The following is a 22,856-nucleotide window of genomic DNA, read 5'->3' as shown; positions in this document are numbered from 1 at the left end:
GCCTTCTTTTCCCGAAAAATCAGGAGCCTGTGAATTCAAAAGCCGCCCCGGGTTGATTTTCAGCGTCAGTGAACCACACTTATTCCGTTCTCAACGAAAGCTCACAGGAGGAAATATGAGCAAGAAGATTGCGGTGCTGATAACCGATGAATTTGAAGACTCAGAATTTACTTCCCCCGCCGAGGCGTACAGAAATGCCGGCCACGAGGTGATTACCATTGAGACTGAGGCCGGTAAAACGATTACCGGGAAACAGGGTAAAGCCAGCGTGAAGGTCGATAAAAGTATCGATGATGTGCATCCGGCTGAATTTGATGCCCTGCTGCTGCCGGGCGGTCACTCCCCTGATACACTGCGCGGTGACGACCGGTTTGTAGAATTCACCAAAGCCTTTGTTGCGCTGGGTAAACCCGTTTTTGCCATCTGTCACGGCCAGCAGTTGCTGATCAGCGCCAATGCGGTACGCGGGCGTAAAATGACCACGGTGAAACCGGTGGTGATTGACCTGAAAAACGCTGGCGCGGATTTTTACGATGAAGAGGTCGTGATCGACAACGATCGCCTGGTCACCAGCCGTACCCCGGACGACCTGCCCGCCTTTAACCGTGAATCCCTGCGTATTCTGAACGCCGCCTGATAGTGGCCCCTGGCCAGCTGCGGCTGGCCTTGCCCCCCTTAAGATCCCGTCGAAGATGCGCTAAAGTACCCTCCTCCTTCTTTGTGTGGATTGGGAAGCTATGCATTCTGCTGCACCTACCGGCTGGCAACTTTATATTGTGCGTACCGCCAGCGGGATGCTGTACACCGGCATCACAAATGACGTGGCACGACGCTTTGCGCAGCACCAGAGCGGTAAAGGCGCGAAGGCATTACGGGGTAAGGGGCCGCTTGAGCTGTTGTTTCACTGTGAGGCGGGGGATCGTTCGCTGGCGTCAAAGCTGGAATATCAGGTTAAACAGCTTAAAAAGTTGCAAAAAATCAGGCTGATAGAGCACCAGCCTGTGTCGCTTGTTCAGTGGCTTGCCGCGCTCAGAAACGCGTAAACGGCGCCGAGTATTCGATACGACCTTCCACGCCGTTAAAGGCGTCATCTGCCAGCTTGTAAACCTGGAAAGTCGCTGCAGTGCCTTCCCAGCGACAGTCCAGCTGGTGGCGCGCAGCCGGCTCAAACCCGTAAGGCCCGAAGTAAGCGGGGTCGCCCAGCACCACCACGGCGGCATAGCCGAACTCATTGAGCGTATCCAGCCCTTCATAGACAAGCTGCTTACCAATGCCCTGCCGGCGGACACGTTCATCAACCGCCAGCGGCGCTAATCCCACCCACTGACGATCTTCATCGTTCAGCGTGACCGGGCTGAACGCCGCATAGCCCAGCACCTGGCCATCATCATCTGTGGCCACCACGCCGAGCGTTAATAATCCGTCTTCACGGAGTTGCTGCACCAGTTCCGCCTCCGCAGAGGTGTGGAAGCTGCGGCGCAGCAGGCTGTCGATGCTGGCAGCATCAATACCTATTTCTGAACGAATTAACATGAGACACCTGCGCGATCCGCCGGGGAAATCGCGTCCTTTTTCAGTCCGGCCTCAATAAAGTCAGCCAGTTGCATTAGTCCGATGCGTAACGGCTTCGGCATGGATTCCAGGTCGATCGCATCCATCAGGTTTTTCACTTCCAGACCCAGCTCGGTATCACCTTCAATCAGCAGACGACGCTGAAAAAACAGGGTGTCCGGGTCCTGTCTGCGGGCGGCGATCAGCACCAAATCGTTGGCATTGCCACGGAACCAGACATCGGCTTCCGCGCGTTCGGCTACCTGAAGTTCGCCCTGCTGCAGCGTCACTGACCAGCACAGTTCGAGATCGCTAACCTCGATTCCCAGCCAGCGCCCTTCCAGGAAATCCAGCTCACCTTCCGCCAGCGCCTGCTGAAACTGCCAGCGTAGCAATGCCTGCAGTAGCGGCTTCTTCACGGCAAACGGGGTAAACCGCAGTGGAAAACGCAGTAATTGCGGTCCGTGACGGACACAGCGGCTGCGTAGCGGGTTCAACACCATTATCACTCCTTACGAATAAATTTCAGCTATTTTGCCACAACAGCAAAATGCGTCTGACGGCTGGATCAACAAAGTGTGCGAACTATACGAGTTTTATCAGGGATCACGAACCCCATCAATACGCCATTAGCTGCCTTAAATCAAAATTTGTCACCGCTTTCCTCACTAAACTCATCAACTCTTCTGATTAGTTGGATCGATCCCTATGGAACTTCTCTGCCCGGCCGGAAACCTTCCGGCGCTGAAGGCGGCCATCGATAACGGTGCCGATGCGGTGTATATCGGCCTGAAAGATGAAACCAATGCCCGCCACTTTGCGGGTCTGAATTTCACCGACAAACGCCTGCAGGAAGCAGCACGCTACGTTCATCAGCGTAAACGCAAACTGCATGTGGCGATCAACACCTTTGCCCATCCTGATGGCTATGTGCGTTGGCAGCGCGCCGTCGATATGGCCGCTCATGCCGGTGCCGATGCTTTAATCCTGGCAGATATTGCCATGCTGGCGTACGCCGCAGAAAAATATCCCCATATTGAACGTCATGTTTCGGTACAGGCCTCCGCGACAAATGCGGCTGCCGTTCGCTTTTATCAGCGTAACTTCGATGTATCACGCGTGGTATTGCCGCGAGTGCTATCGATGCATCAGGTGCGCCAGCTGGCCCGCGATACCACCGTCCCCCTGGAGGTCTTTGCCTTCGGCAGTCTGTGCATTATGGCAGAGGGCCGTTGTTACCTTTCTTCTTACCTGACGGGCGAGTCACCCAATACGGTCGGCGCCTGCTCGCCTGCCCGTTTTGTTCGCTGGCAGCAGACCCCGGCCGGGCTGGAATCCCGACTGAATGAAGTGCTGATTGATCGCTATGACGCGGGAGAAAATGCCGGATACCCGACGCTGTGCAAAGGCCGTTATAAGGTAGACAAGGCTCATTATCATGTCCTCGAAGAACCCACCAGCCTCAATACGCTGGCGCTGCTGCCCGAGCTGATGGCAGCGAATATCGTCTCGGTGAAAATTGAAGGGCGCCAGCGCAGCCCCGCTTATGTTGAACAGGTGGCACGGATCTGGCGTCAGGCCATTGACCGCTGTCACGCTGACCCGCAGAACTTTACCGCACAGCCGCAGTGGATGACGGCGCTCAGTGCGCTGAGTGAAGGTACACAAACCACGCTCGGTGCCTATCACCGGCAGTGGCAGTAGGAGACAGGATGAAATATTCACTGGGACCGGTACTGTGGTACTGGTCAAAAGAGACGCTGAACGCATTTTATCAGTCGGCCGCCGACAGTGACGCTGACATTGTCTACCTGGGAGAGTCGGTGTGCAGTAAACGCCGCGCCACGAAAACCGGCGACTGGCTGAGTATGGCCAGGCAACTGGCTGATGCCGGCAAGCAGGTGGTGCTCAGTACGCTGGCACTGGTGCAGTCTCCTTCGGAACTGACCGAGCTGAAGCGCTACATTGATAACGGCGAATTCTTGATCGAAGCCAATGATGTCGGCGCAGTGACGCTGGCCAGCGAAGCCGGGATCCCCTTCGTCGCCGGCCCTGCGCTTAATGTCTATAATGCCGTCGCACTGAAACTGTTGCTGGACATGGGAATGACGCGCTGGTGCATGCCGGTGGAACTGTCGCGGGACTGGCTGATGCAGTTGATCAATCAGTGTGAAGAACTGGGCATCCGCCAGCGGTTTGAGGTTGAAGTGTTGAGCTATGGTCATCTGCCGCTGGCTCTGTCAGCCCGCTGCTTTACCGCCCGTTCAGAAAATCGCAGCAAGGATGAATGTCAGACCTGCTGTATTGACTATCCCCAGGGACGCCGTGTGCATACCCAGGAGGATCAGCAGGTGTTTGTTCTGAACGGCATTCAGACCATGAGCGGCAGCTGCTACAACCTGGGTAACGATCTGACCTCCATGCAGGGGCTGGTCGATATTGTGCGTCTTTCACCGCAGGATGCAGGAACGCTGTCGGTGATCCCCCAGTTCCGCGCTAACGAAGCGGGCCAGCGGCCACTGAAGATGGATCACCACGCAGACTGTAACGGCTACTGGCGACGGGTCGCAGGGCTGGAGCTGGTGAATTAAGACACGCTCGCGCCGATCCTGCGTTATCCTGGCGGCCGGTATCTCTCGTCAGGATAAATCCCGCTATTATAATAGTGGTGCATCAGTTACCTGATAACGGGGCAGAGGCTGATCAAAGCGTTCGCGCCGCTGTACCGTTAATTCCAGGAGTGCTGCGAACGGACAATAATACAGACAACAAATCCCTTAATCTGTCTCTTTTGTACCTGGCGCAGCGTCGGCCGTTAGACAAAGTGAGCAACTATGCCTGATAAAAAAAATGTACCGCTTTCGGTACTGGATCTCGCCCCCATTCCTCAGGGTGCCTCCGCGCGCGATGCGTTTCATGCATCACTCTCTCTGGCTAAGCAGTCTGAATCGCTTGGCTTTCACCGCTACTGGCTGGCAGAGCACCACAACATGTCCGGGATTGCCAGTGCGGCAACCTCCGTACTGATTGGTTATCTCGCGGCGAATACGCAAACCCTGCGTCTGGGGTCGGGCGGGGTGATGTTACCCAACCATTCACCGCTGGTGATTGCCGAGCAGTTCGGCACCCTGGAGTCGCTTTACCCTGGCCGTATCGATCTGGGTCTGGGCCGCGCACCGGGTTCCGATCAGCGCACCATGCTGGCGCTGCGCCGCCATATGGCCGGCCATGTCGATAATTTCCCATCCGATGTGAGTGAACTCATCCGCTGGTTCGATCACTCGGGGGAAGAGATGCCGGTGGTACAGCCGGTTCCCGGAACAGGGCTGAAAATACCGGTCTGGCTGCTTGGCTCCAGCCTGTACAGCGCGCAGCTGGCGGCGCAGATGGGTCTGCCTTTCGCTTTCGCTTCGCACTTTGCTCCCGATATGTTGTTACAGGCGCTGCATTTATACCGCGAGAACTTCAAACCCTCTGCGCGGCTGGATAAACCCTATGCAATGGTGTGTGTCAACGTGGTGGCTGCCGACAGCGATCGCGATGCGCGCTTCCTGTTCACCTCCATGCAGCAGCAGTTTATCAATCTTCGCCGCGGCAAACCGGGCCCGCTGCCCGCGCCGGTGGATAACATGGACAACCTGTGGTCACCGTCAGAACAGTACGGCGTGCAGCAGGCGCTGAGTATGTCGGTGGTGGGTGATAAAGATAAAGTCCGTCAGGGGCTGGCGGCGCTGATGCGTGAAACCCAGGCAGACGAAGTGATGGTCAACGGGCAGATTTTCGATACTCAGGCACGGCTTTACTCCTTTGAGCTGGCCATGCAGGCCCGCAACGCTCTGTAACCCTGATCGCAGGGCAAAAAAAACCAGCCCGAAGGCTGGTTTTTTTATTTGGCATCAGTGATTACGCATCACGACGACGGGTAGGTGCTGCGCCGCCTTCAGTGCGTGGACCACGTGAAGGGCCACCCGGACGACGTTCACCGCCACGGTCATTGCTGAAGCGACGACCGCCTTCAGCACCACCGCGTGGGGCTCCGCCTTCACGGCCAGCGCCAGCGCCGAAGCCGCCGCGAGCAGGGCCGCCCGGACGACGTTCGCCGCCACGGTCGTTGCTGCGTGGCTGTGCATCACCAATCAGCTGCATATTCATCGGTTTGTTCAGAATACGCGTGCGGGTGAAGTGTGACAGAACTTCGCCCGGCATGCCTTTTGGCAGCTCGATAGTAGAGTGCGTACCGAACAGCTTGATGTTACCGATGTAGCGGCTGCTGATGTCGCCTTCGTTAGCGATAGCGCCAACGATGTGACGTACTTCAACACCGTCATCACGGCCTACTTCAATGCGGTACACTTCCATATCGCCAACATCACGACGTTCACGACGTGGACGATCGCCTTCTGCGCGCGGTTCACGTGGTTCACGTGGGCCACGATCCGGACGATCGCTGCGGCCGGCCTGGCGGTCATCGCGATCGCGGAACTGGCTGCGCGGACGCTGTGGCGCATCAGCAGGAACGATCAGTGGACGTTCGCCCTGAGCCATTTTCAGCAGTGCTGCGGCCAGCGTTTCGATGTCCAGCTCTTCTTCTGGCTGCATTTTAGCCAGCAGAGCACGGTACTGCTCCAGATCGCTGCTTTCCAGCTGCTGCTGAACTTTAGCAGCAAACTTCGCCAGACGACGCTCACCCAGCAGTTCTGCGTTTGGCAGCTCGACTTCAGGAATGGTCAGCTTCATGGTGCGTTCGATGTTGCGCAGCAGACGACGCTCGCGGTTTTCAACGAACAGCAGAGCACGGCCGGCACGACCTGCACGACCGGTACGGCCGATACGGTGAACGTAAGATTCTGCGTCCATCGGGATGTCATAGTTAACCACCAGGCTGATACGCTCAACGTCCAGGCCACGGGCCGCAACGTCGGTGGCGATCAGGATGTCCAGACGACCATCTTTCAGGCGCTCCAGCGTCTGCTCACGCAGTGCCTGGTTCATATCACCGTTCAGGGCAGCACTGTTGTAACCGCTGCGCTCCAGCGCTTCAGCCACTTCCAGCGTCGCGTTTTTAGTGCGCACGAAGATGATTGCAGCATCGAAGTCTTCTGATTCCAGGAAGCGGGTCAGTGCATCCGTTTTACGGCCGTAAGCAGTCCAGTAGCTCTGGCTGATGTCCGGACGCGTGGTCATGCTTGACTGGATACGCACTTCCTGCGGATCTTTCATAAAGCGCTTGGTAATGCGACGAATGGCTTCTGGCATGGTGGCAGAGAACAGAGCAGTCTGATGATTGTCTGGGATCTGCGCCATGATAGTTTCAACGTCTTCGATGAAGCCCATACGCAGCATTTCATCGGCTTCGTCCAGCACCAGGCCGCGCAGGTTAGACAGGTCTAACGTGCCGCGTTTCAGGTGGTCAAGCAGACGACCAGGCGTGCCCACAACAACCTGTGGTCCCTGGCGCAGCGCGCGCAGCTGCACGTCGTAACGCTGGCCGCCGTAAAGGGCAACCACGTTCAGGCCGCGCATATGTTTAGCGAATTCTGTCATCGCTTCAGCAACCTGCACCGCCAGTTCGCGGGTCGGTGCCAGCACCAGGATCTGAGGTGCTTTTACGGTTGGGTCAATGTTATGTAATAACGGCAGCGAGAAGGCTGCAGTTTTGCCGCTCCCGGTCTGCGCCATACCCAGCACATCACGGCCCGCCAGCAGATGAGGAATACACTCAAGCTGGATTGGGGAAGGCTTCACGTAGCCCATGCCGGTCAGTGATTCGAGGAGGTCGGCGTTCAGGCCAAGGTCAGCAAAAGTAGTTTGGATATCAGTCATGTAGTACACGTGCCTCTTAGATTGCGGCGGCCAGTCTACATAACTCGTCGTGAAAATTTTCAGTCATTTTCATCAAAAAGTGTGAACCGGCTCAAATTAGTGGTTTTGACGAACAAAAAGGCCCTCATCCGCTAAGATGATGACTTTTCGAAAAAACGGGCAATGAAGTTCGTCAGCTATTGCTGGTCAGATTCTGATAAATCGTCTTGTGTCTGGCCGAGTAGCGCCAGCTCCAACAATGCATATCGATGCTCAACAAAGTTGTGAACGTTGTTGGCGACCGTCAGCTTGAACAACGCTTCTGCGTTGTCCTTCTCCCCCAGACTTAGGTAGTACTTACCTAAATAGAAGTTGGTTTCACTGAGATGTTCAGCGAGCGAGGTGTTATCCGTTGCGTCCGCCTGGAGCCGTTCCATCAGCGTTTTTTCGCTGATATCGCCCAGGTAGAACTCGACAATATTCCATCCCCATTGTTCCTTCACCGCTTTGTCGTAACGCTGCTTGAGCGAAACTTTTGCCTGGTCTGCGTTGATCTCACGTTCGGTGAGATACAGCCACAGGCTGCGGAAGGGATCGTTAGGATCGTCTTGATAAAACGCCAGCAGATCATCTTGCGCCAGTTTAAATCTTCCGCCGTAATACAAAGCGATACCACGATTTAAACGCGCATAATTGTAAGTTGGATCAAGCTCAAGTACAGAATCAAACGCTTCATAGGCAGCATCAAAGTTGCCTGCCTGCGTTAAATATATGCCTAAGTAATTGAATACTTCAGGCATATCCGGTCTGATAGACAGCGCTTGTGAAAAATCATTTCGCGCCAGTGCTCTCAAACCGAGACTATCATACAACACTCCGCGCTCATATAACAGCTGTGCGCGTTCATCATCGGTCAATGACCGACTGGCAAGTATTTGTTCCATGCGCGCGAGAATGACTTCCTGCTGCAGCGTAGGCTGCAAGGGGACCGCCAAAACTTCGTTCTTACGCCATTCGGTGTTGCTGCATCCTGCCAGCGTCAAAGCTGTCGCAACTATACACCAGCGCAAAAATGGCTTCATTTACCACTCCCGAAAACAAACATTGGGATGGACATCCTGTCATCCGCCTGCCGTTCACAAGGCCATCCAGCCCTCGCGATGAAACAATCCTCCGCACCCGAAGATGCGGAGAACTCAATGGTAATGCCGTTACTCTGCTTCAGGTGCTGCAGGAACTTCAGCTTCAGGCTGAGCCTGTTCGCTGGCTTCTTTGATGCTCAGGCGTACGCGACCCTGACGGTCAACTTCCAGTACTTTCACTGGTACTTCCTGGCCCATCTGCAGGTAGTCTGTCACTTTCTCAACGCGCTTGTCAGCGATTTGAGAGATGTGAACCAGACCTTCTTTTCCACCGCCGATAGCAACGAAGGCACCGAAGTCAACGATGCGGGTCACTTTACCGTTATAGATACGGCCCACTTCGATTTCTGCAGTAATCTCTTCGATACGACGGATAGCGAATTTCGCTTTCTCACCGTCAGTCGCTGCGATTTTAACCGTACCGTCATCTTCAATTTCGATGGTGGTGCCGGTTTCTTCGGTCAGCGCACGGATCACCGAACCCCCTTTACCGATCACGTCTTTAATCTTATCAACGCTGATCTTGATGGTATGGATGCGTGGTGCAAACTGAGAGATATCGCCGCGCGGAGTGCTGATTGCCTGTTCCATAACGCTCAGAATGTGCAGACGCGCACCCTTAGCCTGGTTCAGCGCTTCATGCATGATTTCGCGAGTGATGCCTTCAATTTTGATGTCCATCTGCAGCGCAGTGATACCTTCACGGCTACCGGCTACTTTGAAGTCCATGTCGCCCAGGTGATCTTCGTCACCCAGAATGTCTGACAGAACAACGAAGTTATCGTTGTCTTTCACCAGACCCATCGCAATACCGGCTACGGCTGCTTTGATAGGGACACCGGCATCCATCAGTGCCAGAGAAGCACCACATACGGACGCCATGGATGATGAACCGTTAGATTCGGTGATTTCAGACACCACACGCACGGTGTACGGGAACGCATCGCCTTTTGGCATCACGGCCAGAACACCACGTTTCGCCAGACGACCGTGACCGATTTCACGACGCTTAGGCGAACCGACCATGCCGGTTTCACCGACAGAGTACGGAGGGAAGTTGTAGTGGAACAGGAAGTTATCAGTACGCTCACCCATCAGTTCATCCAGATTCTGCGCATCACGGGCAGTACCCAGTGTTGCGGTAACCAGTGCCTGAGTCTCACCACGGGTGAACAGTGCTGAACCGTGGGTACGTGGCAGAACGCCGGTACGCACATCCAGACCACGGATCATGTCTTTTTCACGGCCATCGATACGTGGCTCACCGCGCAGAATGCGGCTACGTACCACGTCTTTTTCCAGCGCGTGCAGAATGTCGCTGATCTCACCGGCATCCAGTGACTCATCTTCAGCCAGCAGGGCCGCAGTGGTTTCTGATTTGATCACGTCAACCTGAGCATAACGCTCCTGTTTTTCGGTGATGCGGTAAGCATCGCTCAGACGGGATTCCGCCAGCGCAGCGATACGGGCGTTCAACGCGTCGTTCGGTGCTTCTGGTGTCCAGTCCCAGCGAGGTTTGCCTGCTTCAGCCACCAGTTCGTTAATGGTGTCGATAACGATCTGCTGCTGCTCATGGCCATACACCACGGCACCCAGCATCTGGTCTTCGCTTAACAGTTCAGCTTCTGACTCAACCATCAGCACAGCGCCTTTGGTACCGGCAACGACCAGATCCAGTTTGCTCTCTTTCAGCTCATCGGTCGTTGGGTTCAGTACGTACTGGTCGTTCAGGTAACCGACGCGCGCAGCACCGATTGGACCGTTAAACGGCAGGCCAGACAGTGACAGTGCCGCAGAAGCACCGATCAGCGCAACGATGTCCGGGTTAACCTGTGGGTTAACGGAAACAACGGTAGCGATAACCTGCACTTCGTTGACGAAGCCTTCCGGGAACAGTGGGCGCAGCGGACGGTCAATCAGACGTGAAGTCAGTGTTTCGCCTTCGCTTGGGCGGCCTTCACGACGGAAGAAGCTACCCGGGATACGACCAGCAGCGTAGGTACGCTCCTGATAGTTAACGGTCAGTGGGAAGAAATCCTGACCTGGTTTTGCATTTTTACGGCCAACAACGGTCACGAACACCGCGGTGTCGTCCATGCTTACCATTACGGCAGCCGTTGCCTGGCGGGCCATCATACCGGTCTCAAGAGTGACGGTATGCTGACCATACTGGAATTTTTTTACGATCGGGTTCAGCAAAATTAGTTCCTTAACTTCAGGGTCAGTAGTTTTTTATACCGACCGTGGATATTTAATCTTCATTTTGCATCCTCGCGACTAATGACAACCCTAATCCCAGATGGGATAAAGCCTCTCATTAGCCGCGCGAACGTCTGCAACTGAAGATCACACTCAGCAACAATACAATAGTTTGCGTGTAATTGCTGCCGCTTGCTTGAAAAAAGGGGCCTTAAAGGCCCCTTTCCAGCGAAACTCGCACCAGGTTGTCCGATGACCCACTTACACTTTCAGAAGATCTGAAACCGTGGCGGGACAACCTGTAAGACTTAGCGACGCAGACCCAGACGTTCGATCAGGCTGGTGTAGCGTGCAACGTCTTTACGCTTCAGGTAATCCAGCAGCTTACGACGCTGAGATACCATGCGCAGCAGGCCACGACGGCTGTGGTGGTCTTTCTTGTGCTCAGAGAAGTGACCCTGCAGATGAGTAATCTGCGCGGTCAGCAGTGCAACCTGAACTTCAGTAGAACCACTGTCGTTTGCGCCACGACCGAAATCAGCAACGATCTGTGCTTTAGTTTCAACACTTAGAGACATGAGACAACTCCAAAAATTAAGATAAATGTACAGGCGCCGATCTCTAATTCAGCAACCCAGTGTAAAGCCGCGCCATTCTACTCTTAGCGCTACTTAAGCGCAAATAGCTAGTCGAAATATTCTACAACCAGCCGGCGCGGGGCTACCCGTCCATCGTCGGCGATTTCCGCCATACCAATAAACTTGTGCTCCTCGCCTTCCGTCACCCGCACCAGCCCGCTGGCAGGGGCGCCTGCGGCCTGAACCGGCATCCCCTGCTTAAAGTAAGCCGCGACCGAACTGAGCAGATTCACCACGGGATATTCCGCTGCCGGGCTGTCCATTGGCATCAGCAGTGCGTCCAGCAAATCAGCAGGAGACTGTTCGCTGCGATGAGCTTCTTCCGTCAGGGCATTGAGCTGTTCCAGCGTCACCATTTTTTCGATGGGGTACGTGGCCACCTGCAACCGACGCAGGTAGGTAACATGCGCACCGCAGCCCAGCTTTTCGCCAAGATCGTCAATGATGGTGCGAATGTAAGTGCCTTTTGAGACATGGATTTCCAGCTCAAGCTCATGACCTTCGTGACGAATAAACAGCAGCTCATAGACCGTAATACTGCGCGACTCGCGCGGCACTTCAATGCCTTCACGGGCATATTCATACAGCTTGCGGCCCTGGTATTTCAGCGCTGAATACATGGACGGGATCTGCTGCGTTTCACCGCGGAAACTGTCCAGCGCCTGCGCCAGCGTGTCGGCACTGAACGCGACCGGGCGCTCGCTGACAATCACTCCATCGGCATCGGAGGTATCGGTGCGCTGCCCGAGACGGGCAATGACCCGATAACGCTTATCTGATTCCAGCAGATACTGGGAAAACTTGGTCGCTTCCCCCAGACAGATCGGCAGCATGCCAGTCGCCAGAGGATCGAGCGCGCCGGTATGGCCCGCACGATTGGCGTTATACAGGCGTTTGACTTTCTGCAGCGCGTCGTTGGAGGACAAACCGCCAGGCTTGTCCAGCAACAGAACGCCGTGGATATCGCGACCGCGACGACGAGGACGACTCATTACTCTGCTTTGCCTTCTTCCTGATTCTCTTCCTGGCCATCTTCAACCGGGCCACGACGCTCTTCGTCATTTCTGACCACGTTCGTTACCAGATTAGACATGCGCATCCCTTCAACCAGCGAGTTGTCGTAGAAAAACGTCAGCTCAGGCACGATACGCAAACGCATCGCTTTACCGAGAAGGGAGCGGATATAGCCGGCAGCGTCACCCAGGGCACGCAGGCCGCCTTTGATAGCTTCTTCGTCTTTATCGTTCAGGAAGGTCACGAACACCTTGGCGTAGGCCAGGTCACGTGACACATCCACGCCGGAAACCGTTACCATCATGCCCAGGCGCGGGTCTTTAATCTCACGCTGCAGGATCATGGCGATCTCTTTTTGCAGTTCCTGAGAAACACGCTGCGGGCGACCGAATTCTTTCGCCATAATTTTATCTCTCTTATAAAAGATTGGGAGGCCAGAAGCCTCCCAATTAGTGTTGCTGATTGCGGACGTCGACTTAGTCGATGGTGCGCTGGATTTCGATAATTTCGAAGACTTCGATCATATCGCCAACACGCACATCGTTGTAGTTCTTCACGCCGATACCACATTCCATGCCGTTACGGACTTCGTTAACGTCATCTTTGAAGCGGCGCAGAGATTCCAGCTCGCCTTCGTAGATCACCACGTTGTCACGCAGAACACGGATTGGGTTGTGACGTTTAATATTACCTTCCGTCACCATACAACCGGCGATGGCACCGAATTTCGGTGATTTGAACACGTCACGTACCGCTGCCAGACCGATGATCTGCTGTTTGTACTCTGGTGCCAGCATCCCGCTCATCGCGGCTTTCACTTCGTCAATCAGATTATAGATGACGGAGTAGTAACGCAGATCCAGGCTTTCTGAGTCGATCACGCGGCGCGCTGAAGCATCAGCACGTACGTTGAAGCCTACCAGGATGGCGTTAGAAGCTGCAGCCAGCGTCGCGTCGGTTTCAGTGATACCACCTACGCCGGAACCGATGATTTTCACTTTCACTTCATCAGTAGAAAGCTTCAGCAGTGACTCGGAGATAGCTTCGACAGAACCCTGTACGTCAGCTTTCAGCACGATGTTCAGCTCAGAAACTTCGCCTTCAGTCATGTTCGCAAACATGTTCTCCAGCTTAGATTTCTGCTGACGTGCCAGCTTAACTTCACGGAATTTGCCCTGACGATACAGTGCCACTTCACGCGCTTTCTTCTCGTCACGTACAACGGTCGCTTCATCACCCGCTGCCGGCACACCGGACAGGCCGAGGATCTCAACCGGAATAGAAGGACCGGCAGTCATCACTTCACGGCCCATCTCGTCACGCATCGCACGCACACGGCCGTATTCGAAGCCACACAGAACGATGTCGCCTTTGTTCAGCGTACCTTCACGAACCAGAACCGTTGCGACCGGACCACGACCTTTATCCAGGAAGGATTCGATAACCACACCGCTTGCCATACCCTGACGAACAGCGCTCAGTTCCAGCACTTCCGCCTGCAGCAGGATAGCGTTCAGCAGGTCATCAATACCGGTACCGACTTTCGCTGAAACGCTGACGAACATGTTTTCGCCGCCCCACTCTTCCGGGATAATCCCATACTGAGTCAGTTCAGTTTTAACACGGTCTGGATCGGCATCAGGCTTATCGCATTTGTTCACCGCAACGACAACCGGCACTTTGGCCGCTTTCGCATGCTGGATAGCTTCGATAGTCTGTGGCATCACGCCATCATCTGCAGCAACGACCAGGATAACGATATCCGTTGCCTGAGCACCACGAGCACGCATTGAGGTAAACGCGGCGTGGCCTGGGGTATCCAGGAAGGTTACCATACCGTTGTCAGTTTCAACGTGGTAGGCACCGATGTGCTGAGTAATCCCGCCCGCTTCGCCAGAGGCGACTTTCGTGGAGCGAATGTAGTCCAGCAGAGAGGTTTTACCGTGGTCAACGTGACCCATGATGGTCACGACCGGTGCACGAGACTCATGCACCGCATCGGTATCACGGTCGCTCATGACCGCTTCTTCCAACTCGTTTTCGCGGCGCAGTGTCACTTTGTGACCCATTTCTTCCGCGACCATCTGAGCAGTTTCCTGATCGATGACTTGGTTGATGGTGGCCATGGCGCCCATTTTCATCATCGCTTTGATGACCTGGGAACCTTTCACCGCCATCTTGTTAGCCAGTTCCGCTACGGTGACAGTCTCACCGATAATCACGTCACGGTTAACCGCCTGTGCTGGCTTATTGAAGCCCTGCTGCAGGGTGCTTGGCTTACGCTTGCCGCCTTTACCACCGCGAACCTGCGCACGCGCTTCTTCACGGTCAGTTTTCGCTTCAGAATGCTTGTTGCCTTTCTTGCGAACCGGGGCTTTAGCCGGACGAACAGCAGTACGTGTACGGCGGTCACCTTCGACCTGCGCGTCATTTTCGTCTTCTGCTGCACGAGCATGAGTTGAAGTGGTCACGTGATAATCAGAAGTGTCTTCGACTTCTTTAACCTGTGTCCACTCTTCGCCTTTCTCTTCCGCCATTTTACGTGCCTCTTCGGCTACGCGCTTCGCTTCTTCTTCGATCTTGCGACGCGCTTCTTCTTCCGCTTTACGCTTCAGCTCTGCCGATTCCGCTTCGCGGCGGGCTTTGTCGGACTGAGAGGCCCGGGTCATTTCGTCGGTATGTTGATTGCTCACTTTATCTTTTTCCGCTGCTTCACGTTTGGCTTTATCAGCTGCCTCACGCTTGGCCTGCTCCTCGGCTTCACGCTTTGCTTTGTCTTGAGCTGCGCGCAGGGCCTGTTCTTCAGCCTCGCGACGAGCCAGTTCTTCCGCTTCACGCTCTGCCTGGGCTTCCGCTTCTGCCTGTTCAGCATCGGCCGGATCGCCTTTTACATAAGTGCGTTTTTTGCGGACTTCGATTTGCACCGACTTACTTTTGCCCCCGGTGCCTGGAACATTCAAGGTGCTGCGCGTTTTGCGCTGCAGAGTAAGCTTACCAGATCCGCCGCCATGTTCGCGGTTCAGATGGGTCAGCAATGTCTCTTTTTCGTGCTGGGTAACAGAGTCAGTTTCAGACTTTTGGATCCCTGCGTCAGCAAATTGCTGTACCAGGCGTTCTACCGGTGTCTGAATCTCTGCGGCCAGCGATTTTACGGTTACATCTGTCGTCATGCTGTTCCTTCCTGCTACAGTTTATTACGCGTCGTCGCCGAACCAACAAATATTTCGTGCAGCCATAATCAGCTCACCAGCCCGTTCATCGTTCAGGCCCTCAATATCTGACAGGTCGTCCACACCCTGCTCGGCAAGATCTTCCAGCGTACGTACGCCTTTAGCTGCCAGCTTGTAGGCCATCTCGCGCTCCAGACCTTCCAGGTTCAGTAAATCTTCCGCTGGTTGACTGTCGCCGAGGCTCTCTTCCTTGGCCAGTGCCAGGGTGGTTAACGCGTTTTTAGCTCGGTCGCGCAACGCTTCTACTGTCTCTTCATCAAGACCGTCGATTTCCAGCAGCTCGTTAATCGGCACATAAGCCAGCTCTTCCAGAGAAGAGAAGCCTTCTTCGACCAGAACGGTAGCGAAGTCTTCGTCGATATCGAGATGTTTGGTAAAGACGTCGATGGCAGCATGAGCTTCAGCCTGATGCTTGGCCTGCAGGTCGTCGACCGTCATCACGTTTAGCTCCCAGCCACTTAACTGTGAAGCCAGACGCACGTTTTGGCCATTACGGCCGATCGCCTGAGCCAGATTACCGGCTTCTACTGCGATATCCATGGTGTGATTATCTTCATCCACCACGATAGAGGCGACATCCGCCGGGGCCATTGCGTTGATCACGAACTGCGCAGGATTATCATCCCACAGCACGATATCAATACGCTCGCCACCCAGCTCACTGGATACCGCCTGAACACGCGCACCACGCATACCTACGCAAGCGCCGACCGGGTCGATACGCTTGTCGTTGGTTTTCACCGCGATTTTGGCTCGTGAGCCTGGATCGCGCGCAGCGGCTTTAATTTCAAGAACTTCTTCAGCAATTTCCGGCACTTCAATGCGGAACAGTTCGATCAGCATTTCCGGTTTGGAACGGCTGACGAACAGCTGAGCACCACGCGCTTCAGGGCGCACAGCGTACAACACACCACGGATACGGTCACCCGGGCGGAAGTTTTCACGTGGCAACATATCTTCACGAATGATCACGGCTTCTGCGTTGGTATTAGAACCATCGTTTGGTCGCACTTCGAGCGAGATATTATCGCGGTTTACTTTCTTCACCACGCCAGTGATGATTTCGCCTTCCTGCTCGCGGAACTGATCGACGACCATCGCGCGCTCAGCTTCACGAACTTTCTGTACGATAACCTGCTTGGCAGTCTGGGTCGTAATACGGTCAAAGGTGACAGATTCGATCTGGTCTTCAACAAAGCCACCCAGGCCCAGTGATTCATCTTCGTAGACGGCGGCTTCCAGCGTGATTTCACGCGTCGGCATCGTCACTTCGTCCACAATCAGCCAACGACGGAAGGTATCGAAATCGCCACTTTTGCGATCGATACTGACGCGAACGTCAATTTCCTGCTCGTATTTTTTCTTGGTGGCTGTGGCCAGCGCGCTCTCCAGCGCTTCGAAAATCTTCTCGCGTGGGAGGGACTTCTCATTAGAGACCGCTTCTACAACAGCTAAGATTTCTTTGTTCATCCTGGTATGCCTCAATCCGGACTTTTAAAAGTGGGGAACCAGGTTCGCCTTCTGGATGTTACTCAGCGCGAACACTTCGTCGTTACCCTCAACGGCAACAGTAATCATCTCGCCTTCAACAGACTTAATGATACCCTGCCATTTGCGACGGTTCTGGACCGCCATACGCAGCACCAGGCTCACTTCTTCGCCAGTAAAACGTACATAATGTTCTGCGGTAAACATCGGGCGGTCAAGACCAGGCGAGGAAACTTCGAGGTTATAAGCCACAGTAATCGGGTCTTCGACGTCGAATACCGCACTGACCTGGTGACTCACATCAGCGCAATCATCAACATTGATGCCATCTTCACTATCAATATAGATGCGCAAGGTGGATGTGCGACCGCGTACAAACTCAATACCAACCAGTTCGTAGCCTAGCGCTTCTACCGGTGCTGAGATCAGCTCTGTTAATTTTTGCTCTAATGTGGACAATCCCACCCCCAAGACGTAAAAAAAGGGCCTATAGCCCAGTGATGCTGCTTCCTGATAACAAAAAACCCCGAAATATCGGGGCTTAATGCGACTGGACCCTGTACACCGCCATTGGCGGCTCGGCACAATCCAAGAGAATTTTTTTCAAAATCAACTGAGATACCCATGTGATGTATACAGTTTATTTGAAAAAGAACTCTAAGGGAAAGTGGTTGCGGGGGCCGGATTTGAACCGACGACCTTCGGGTTATGAGCCCGACGAGCTACCAGGCTGCTCCACCCCGCGTCCGAATACTACGCAAAACTTGCAGAATTTGCAAGCACAACTGAGATTTGGTACCGAGGACGGGACTTGAACCCGTAAGCCCATGCGGGCACTACCACCTCAAGGTAGCGTGTCTACCAATTCCACCACCACGGCACTAAAGAGGCGACTATTTTATTTCTGTCGCATCGAAATCGTTACTGCTTGTACTGCTGAGGTACTGTACTGCTTACTGCGGGATATCGCTGCCCGGCGCTGCCGGTTTAGCAGGCGTAGTCTGTTGGGACTGTGCCGGCTGAGTCAGGTTTTCCCACTCGCTTCCTTTCTGGGTTTTGTTGCTGTTGATGTTACCCAGAACCAGACTGATAATGAAGAACAGGGTCGCCAGCACTGCAGTCATACGGGTCATAAAGTTACCAGAACCGTTAGAACCGAACAGCGTACCAGAAGCGCCTGCACCAAATGATGCTCCCATATCAGCGCCTTTACCTTGCTGAAGCATGATCAGACCCACAAGGCCGATTGCCACAATAAGGAAAACTACTAAAAGAGCTTCGTACATAATCAACCTTGTTCCTGGTGCGTTAAACGCACATCAAAAGCTTCAAGCCAGTTAGTCTTAATAAGCAGTTCACAACCTGCCTATGAAGCGGGTGTGAATACTAACCAAAGGTAGCCGCACGTGCAAGGGCAATTTTATTCGCCCTGTCCGAGTGCGGAAAAAACCAGCGAAATGGTGAGTTTACTACCGGATCGCGCCGGTTTCCAGACCGTTCAGGGTAAGAGACAACCGCAAAAATGGGCCGTCCCCTACGTCTATCGCTGGGTCAGATCTTTTATGTCGATCTACCGCGATCGCTTATACCGCTTTTACCGCGTCGGCGATGCGGTGCGCCAGTGCAGTGACCTGCGCTTCGTCTTCTCCTTCGACCATCACGCGGATCAATGGCTCCGTACCGGATTTACGCAGCAGTACACGGCCGCGGCCTTTCAGTTCGGTTTCAACTTCTGCCGTAACGGCCTTCACGGTGGCATCTTCCAGCGGATCGTGGGTGCCGCTGAAGCGCACATTGACCAGAATCTGCGGCAGCAGTTTCATCCCGCTGCACAGGTCATGCAGGCTCATATGGTTGCGTACCATCGCTGTCAGTACCTGCAGCCCCGCCACGATGCCGTCACCGGTAGTGGTTTTGTCCAGCAGGATCACATGGCCGGAATTTTCAGCGCCCAGGCGCCAGCCCTTCTCTTTCAATTTTTCCAGCACATAGCGGTCGCCCACTTTCGCACGGGCAAACGGAATGCCCAGCTGTTTCAGCGCCAGTTCCAGGCCCATATTACTCATCAGTGTCCCCACCACACCGCCGCGCAGCTGGCCCTGACGCAGACCTTCGCGGGCAATCAGATAGAGGATCTGGTCGCCGTCGACTTTATGGCCAAGGTGATCCACCATCATGATGCGGTCACCGTCACCGTCGTAGGCCAGGCCCACATCGGCTTTTTCTGCCAGGACGCGTTCCTGCAGCAGGCGCAGGTCGGTGGCCCCGCACGCTTCATTGATGTTCATGCCGTCTGGCTGCACGCCAATAGCAATCACCGTCGCGCCCAGCTCGCGCAGCACGTTTGGCGCGATGTGATAGGTGGCACCGTTGGCGCAGTCGACCACGATTTTCATGCCGTTCAGGCTCAGTTCACTGGGGAAGGTGCCTTTGCAGAACTCAATATAACGCCCGGCAGCATCAACGATGCGGCTGGCCCTGCCCAGTTCAGCAGACTCCACGCAGGTAATCGGTTTTTCCATTTCTGCTTCAATCGCCTCCTCCACTTCATCCGGCAGCTTGGTACCTTCGGTAGAGAAGAATTTGATGCCATTATCATCAAACGGATTGTGCGAAGCGGAAATAACAATGCCAGCTTCCGCACGGAAGGTGCGGGTCAGGTAGGCAATCGCGGGGGTCGGCATCGGACCGGTGAACGCGGCTGACAAACCGGCTGCTGCCAGACCGGCTTCCAGCGCCGACTCCAGCATATAACCAGAGATACGCGTGTCCTTACCGATAATAATCTTTTTGGAACCATGGCGCGCCAGCACTTTACCGGCGGCAAAGCCCAGCTTCAGCACGAAATCAGGCGTGATCGGAGATTCACCCACTTTGCCGCGGATGCCGTCTGTACCGAAATATTTACGTTCACTCATTCTATTTTTCTTCCCTTGCAGACTGTGTGGCTTCGACGACACGCATCGCCTCTACGGTTTCTTTCACATCGTGCACGCGCAGAATATGGGCCCCCTGCATCGCAGCAATGACTGCACAGGCAAGACTGCCCGTCAGACGCTGCGATGGCCCCACGTTCAGGAGCTGACCGACCATACTTTTACGTGACATACCGACCAGCAGCGGCAGACCAAAGTGGTGATAATCAGCCAGGTGCGCCAGCAGTTGATAATTGTGGGACAGATTCTTACCGAAACCGAAACCCGGGTCGAGCAGCAGTTGCGATTTTTTTATCCCGGCGGCTTCGCAGCGGGCGATTTGCGTGACAAAAAAATCATCCACAGCGCGCAAAACGTTGGGGTAGTGAGGTGCCTGCTGCATGGTCTTTGGCTCGCCCTGCATGTGCATCAGGCAGACCGGCAGGCCGGTTTCGGCAGCAGCGGCAAGCGCGCCAGGCTCCTGCAGGGAACGGATATCGTTGATGATATGCGCGCCTACGCGGGCGGATTCGCGGATCACTTCCGGTTTTGACGTATCGACTGAAATCCACACTTCAAAACGCTGCGCAATGGCCTCTACCACCGGGATAACCCTCTCCAGCTCCTGCTCAACGCTCACTTCCTCTGCTCCGGGGCGCGTCGACTCGCCACCCACATCAATAATCGTGGCCCCGGCGTTAATCATCTCATTAGCATGGGTCAGTGCCTGGATTAATTCATTATGCTTGCCGCCGTCAGAGAAAGAGTCAGGGGTGACGTTCAGGATCCCCATAACGTGAGGATGCGAAAGGTCGAGCACAGAATCTCTGGCATACAGCTTCATAACAAATGGCTCCGGTAAATATGTATAAAAAAACCCCGGACATTGCCGGGGTTCATCGTTACTGCAGTTTACAGCGCAACGAATTACTTGTCGCCTAACTGCTCTGACATGGTATTGCCTGGGTTTGGCGTGTTCGGCTCATCGACCGGACGCGGCGCCTGCGGCGTGCCATTGCTGTCAGAATTATTGCTGCTACCCGGATCTGTCCAGCCTGCTGGCGGACGGACTTCACGACGCGCCATCAGGTCGTCGATCTGTGGCGCATCAATCGTTTCATACTTCATCAGGGCATCTTTCATCGAGTGAAGGATATCCAGATTTTCTCCGAGGATCACGCGGGCACGTTTATAGTTCACTTCAACCAGAGACTTCACTTCCTGGTCAATGATGCGCGCGGTTTCATCAGACATGTGCTTAGCTTTTGCGACAGAACGACCAAGGAAAACTTCACCCTCTTCTTCTGCATACAGCAATGGACCCAATTTCTCAGAGAAGCCCCACTGTGTGACCATGTTACGGGCAATTGATGTCGCGACTTTGATGTCGTTAGACGCACCGGTAGAAACATGTTCCACACCGTAGATAATCTCTTCTGCCAGACGGCCACCGTACAGCGTGGAAATCTGACTTTCCAGTTTCTGACGGCTGGCGCTGATTGCATCACCTTCAGGCAGGAAGAAGGTCACACCCAGTGCGCGTCCACGCGGGATAATCGTCACTTTGTGAACCGGGTCGTGCTCTGGCACCAGGCGACCAATAATCGCATGGCCTGCTTCGTGATAGGCAGTCGATTCTTTCTGCGCTTCAGTCATCACCATGGAGCGACGTTCTGCACCCATCATGATTTTATCTTTGGCTTTTTCAAACTCAACCATCGAAACCACACGTTTGTTGCCACGGGCAGCAAACAGAGCAGCTTCGTTGACCAGGTTAGCCAGGTCAGCACCGGAGAAGCCAGGCGTACCACGAGCAATGATGGCGGCTTCGATATCGGTAGACAATGGCACACGACGCATATGGACTTTCAGAATCTGTTCACGTCCACGCACATCTGGCAGGCCAACCACCACCTGACGGTCAAAGCGACCTGGACGCAGCAGCGCCGGGTCAAGAACGTCAGGACGGTTCGTCGCAGCAATGACGATGATACCTTCATTACCTTCGAAGCCATCCATTTCAACCAGCATCTGGTTCAGGGTCTGCTCACGTTCATCGTGACCACCGCCTAAACCGGCACCGCGCTGACGGCCTACTGCATCGATTTCATCGATGAAGATAATGCATGGCGCTGCTTTTTTAGCCTGTTCAAACATGTCACGGACACGGGATGCACCCACACCAACAAACATTTCGACGAAGTCAGAACCGGAAATGGTAAAGAAAGGCACTTTTGCTTCGCCAGCAATCGCTTTCGCCAGCAAGGTCTTACCGGTACCCGGAGGACCGACCATCAGTACGCCTTTCGGAATTTTACCGCCGAGTTTCTGGAAGCGGCTTGGCTCACGCAGGTATTCCACCAGCTCGCTGACTTCTTCTTTTGCTTCGTCACAACCGGCAACGTCAGCAAAAGTGGTTTTGATTTGATCTTCGGTCAACATGCGGGCCTTGCTCTTGCCAAAGGACATCGCGCCCTTTCCGCCGCCGCCCTGCATCTGACGCATAAAGAAGATCCAGACACCAATCAGTAGGAGCATTGGGAACCAGGAGATGAAGATCGACGCCAGCAGGCTCGGCTCTTCCGGTGGTTCGCCCACTACTTTCACATTTTTAGTCAACAGGTTATCGAGCAACTTGGGATCGTTGACGGGAATGTAGGTCGTGTATCGATTACTGTCTTTTTTGGTTACGTTAATCTCACGCCCGTTAATACGTGCCTCGCGGACCTGATCCTGGTTCACTTCTGACAGGAAGGTTGAATAATCAACCCGACGGCCATTCGACTCGCTGGGCCCAAAGCTCTGGAATACAGACATCAGCACGACTGCGATGACTAACCAGAGAATCAGGTTTTTCGCCATGTCACTCAAGGGATT

At 54.4% G+C, this 22,856-nt stretch carries 21 protein-coding genes and 2 tRNA genes; 5 read left to right on the top strand and 18 right to left on the bottom strand.

The genetic code is table 11. The features are described from left to right. Window positions 1-115 precede the first annotated feature (115 nt). Together K6L24_RS02460 and K6L24_RS02455 are read left to right on the top strand one after the other, a co-directional pair. A complete protein-coding gene (locus K6L24_RS02460) occupies window positions 116-637 on the top strand; it encodes a type 1 glutamine amidotransferase domain-containing protein (RefSeq protein WP_062744442.1) in 522 nt (173 codons plus the stop codon). 100 nt (window positions 638-737) lie between these two features. Further along, window positions 738-1,043, top strand: coding sequence for a GIY-YIG nuclease family protein (locus K6L24_RS02455; RefSeq protein WP_062744443.1), 306 nt, complete (start codon window positions 738-740; stop codon window positions 1,041-1,043). Here K6L24_RS02455 and K6L24_RS02450 read toward each other — a convergent pair. Together K6L24_RS02450 and ubiT are read right to left on the bottom strand one after the other, a co-directional pair. After that, complete coding sequence (locus tag K6L24_RS02450; RefSeq protein ID WP_222681900.1) at window positions 1,030-1,533, bottom strand: GNAT family N-acetyltransferase; 504 nt, start codon at window positions 1,531-1,533, stop codon at window positions 1,030-1,032. The genes K6L24_RS02455 and K6L24_RS02450 overlap by 14 nt on opposite strands. Continuing rightward, window positions 1,527-2,051: a ubiquinone anaerobic biosynthesis accessory factor UbiT gene (gene ubiT, locus K6L24_RS02445; RefSeq protein WP_118665922.1), complete on the bottom strand. Its 525-nt coding sequence runs from the start codon at window positions 2,049-2,051 to the stop codon at window positions 1,527-1,529. The genes K6L24_RS02450 and ubiT overlap by 7 nt, the downstream gene beginning before the upstream one ends. 208 nt (window positions 2,052-2,259) lie before the next feature. Here ubiT and ubiU point away from each other — a divergent pair, with 208 nt between their 5' ends. The 3 genes from ubiU (at window position 2,260) to K6L24_RS02430 (ending at window position 5,393) form a co-directional block, all read left to right on the top strand. Then, a complete protein-coding gene (ubiU, locus tag K6L24_RS02440) occupies window positions 2,260-3,255 on the top strand; it encodes a ubiquinone anaerobic biosynthesis protein UbiU (RefSeq protein WP_062744445.1) in 996 nt (331 codons plus the stop codon). Between the two features lie 8 nt (window positions 3,256-3,263). Continuing rightward, window positions 3,264-4,142, top strand: coding sequence for a U32 family peptidase (locus tag K6L24_RS02435; protein ID WP_062744446.1), 879 nt, complete (start codon window positions 3,264-3,266; stop codon window positions 4,140-4,142). Between the two features lie 243 nt (window positions 4,143-4,385). Then, window positions 4,386-5,393 carry a luciferase-like monooxygenase gene (locus K6L24_RS02430; RefSeq protein ID WP_062744447.1) on the top strand — a complete coding sequence of 336 codons (1,008 nt, stop codon included), beginning with the start codon at window positions 4,386-4,388 and terminating at the stop codon, window positions 5,391-5,393. A 61-nt stretch (window positions 5,394-5,454) separates the two neighbouring features. Here the strand turns inward: K6L24_RS02430 and K6L24_RS02425 are convergent, their stop codons facing one another. The 16 genes from K6L24_RS02425 to ftsH form a co-directional block, all read right to left on the bottom strand. Continuing rightward, window positions 5,455-7,374: a DEAD/DEAH family ATP-dependent RNA helicase gene (locus K6L24_RS02425; RefSeq protein ID WP_062744448.1), complete on the bottom strand. Its 1,920-nt coding sequence runs from the start codon at window positions 7,372-7,374 to the stop codon at window positions 5,455-5,457. Window positions 7,375-7,390: 16 nt separating this feature from the next. Next, window positions 7,391-7,447, bottom strand: a complete 57-nt coding sequence (gene yrbN, locus K6L24_RS22445) for a protein YrbN (RefSeq protein WP_100229640.1) — start codon at window positions 7,445-7,447, stop codon at window positions 7,391-7,393. A 103-nt stretch (window positions 7,448-7,550) separates the two neighbouring features. Beyond that, the gene (gene nlpI / locus K6L24_RS02415; protein ID WP_062744449.1) at window positions 7,551-8,435 is read right to left on the bottom strand and encodes a lipoprotein NlpI; all 885 of its coding nucleotides are present in this window, start codon (window positions 8,433-8,435) and stop codon (window positions 7,551-7,553) included. Between the two features lie 129 nt (window positions 8,436-8,564). Then, on the bottom strand, window positions 8,565-10,694 hold the full coding sequence (gene pnp, locus K6L24_RS02410; protein WP_062744450.1) for a polyribonucleotide nucleotidyltransferase: 2,130 nt from the start codon (window positions 10,692-10,694) through the stop codon (window positions 8,565-8,567). Between the two features lie 308 nt (window positions 10,695-11,002). Beyond that, window positions 11,003-11,272 carry a 30S ribosomal protein S15 gene (gene rpsO / locus K6L24_RS02405; RefSeq protein ID WP_062744451.1) on the bottom strand — a complete coding sequence of 90 codons (270 nt, stop codon included), beginning with the start codon at window positions 11,270-11,272 and terminating at the stop codon, window positions 11,003-11,005. 107 nt (window positions 11,273-11,379) lie between these two features. After that, window positions 11,380-12,324: a tRNA pseudouridine(55) synthase TruB gene (gene truB / locus K6L24_RS02400; protein WP_062744452.1), complete on the bottom strand. Its 945-nt coding sequence runs from the start codon at window positions 12,322-12,324 to the stop codon at window positions 11,380-11,382. Next, the gene (gene rbfA, locus K6L24_RS02395; RefSeq protein WP_062744453.1) at window positions 12,324-12,749 is read right to left on the bottom strand and encodes a 30S ribosome-binding factor RbfA; all 426 of its coding nucleotides are present in this window, start codon (window positions 12,747-12,749) and stop codon (window positions 12,324-12,326) included. The genes truB and rbfA overlap by 1 nt, the downstream gene beginning before the upstream one ends. A 73-nt stretch (window positions 12,750-12,822) precedes the next feature. Beyond that, the gene (infB, locus tag K6L24_RS02390) at window positions 12,823-15,516 is read right to left on the bottom strand and encodes a translation initiation factor IF-2 (protein WP_118665416.1); all 2,694 of its coding nucleotides are present in this window, start codon (window positions 15,514-15,516) and stop codon (window positions 12,823-12,825) included. Window positions 15,517-15,540: 24 nt separating this feature from the next. Beyond that, entirely contained in the window at window positions 15,541-17,046 is a 1,506-nt protein-coding gene (gene nusA / locus K6L24_RS02385) for a transcription termination factor NusA (RefSeq protein WP_062744455.1), read from the bottom strand. 24 nt (window positions 17,047-17,070) lie between these two features. Beyond that, on the bottom strand, window positions 17,071-17,523 hold the full coding sequence (gene rimP / locus K6L24_RS02380; protein ID WP_048914488.1) for a ribosome maturation factor RimP: 453 nt from the start codon (window positions 17,521-17,523) through the stop codon (window positions 17,071-17,073). A gap of 209 nt (window positions 17,524-17,732) precedes the next feature. Beyond that, window positions 17,733-17,809: transfer RNA gene (locus K6L24_RS02375), tRNA-Met, on the bottom strand. A gap of 48 nt (window positions 17,810-17,857) precedes the next feature. Next, window positions 17,858-17,944: transfer RNA gene (locus K6L24_RS02370), tRNA-Leu, on the bottom strand. A gap of 73 nt (window positions 17,945-18,017) precedes the next feature. Further along, window positions 18,018-18,350 carry a preprotein translocase subunit SecG gene (secG, locus tag K6L24_RS02365; protein ID WP_062744456.1) on the bottom strand — a complete coding sequence of 111 codons (333 nt, stop codon included), beginning with the start codon at window positions 18,348-18,350 and terminating at the stop codon, window positions 18,018-18,020. A 297-nt stretch (window positions 18,351-18,647) separates the two neighbouring features. Next, window positions 18,648-19,982 (bottom strand): phosphoglucosamine mutase, encoded by a 1,335-nt coding sequence (glmM, locus tag K6L24_RS02360; RefSeq protein ID WP_062744457.1) that lies wholly within the window; start codon window positions 19,980-19,982, stop codon window positions 18,648-18,650. Window position 19,983: 1 nt separating this feature from the next. Further along, window positions 19,984-20,823: a dihydropteroate synthase gene (gene folP / locus K6L24_RS02355; RefSeq protein WP_062744458.1), complete on the bottom strand. Its 840-nt coding sequence runs from the start codon at window positions 20,821-20,823 to the stop codon at window positions 19,984-19,986. A gap of 83 nt (window positions 20,824-20,906) precedes the next feature. Continuing rightward, the gene (ftsH, locus tag K6L24_RS02350; RefSeq protein WP_062744459.1) at window positions 20,907-22,841 is read right to left on the bottom strand and encodes an ATP-dependent zinc metalloprotease FtsH; all 1,935 of its coding nucleotides are present in this window, start codon (window positions 22,839-22,841) and stop codon (window positions 20,907-20,909) included. Window positions 22,842-22,856 lie beyond the last annotated feature (15 nt).

The organism is Erwinia persicina, from assembly GCF_019844095.1.
In the GTDB taxonomy this organism is placed as follows: Bacteria; Pseudomonadota; Gammaproteobacteria; order Enterobacterales; family Enterobacteriaceae; genus Erwinia; species Erwinia persicina.
Note: the sequence above shows the minus strand (reverse complement) of the source record. Positions and strands in the feature narration are given on the sequence as shown.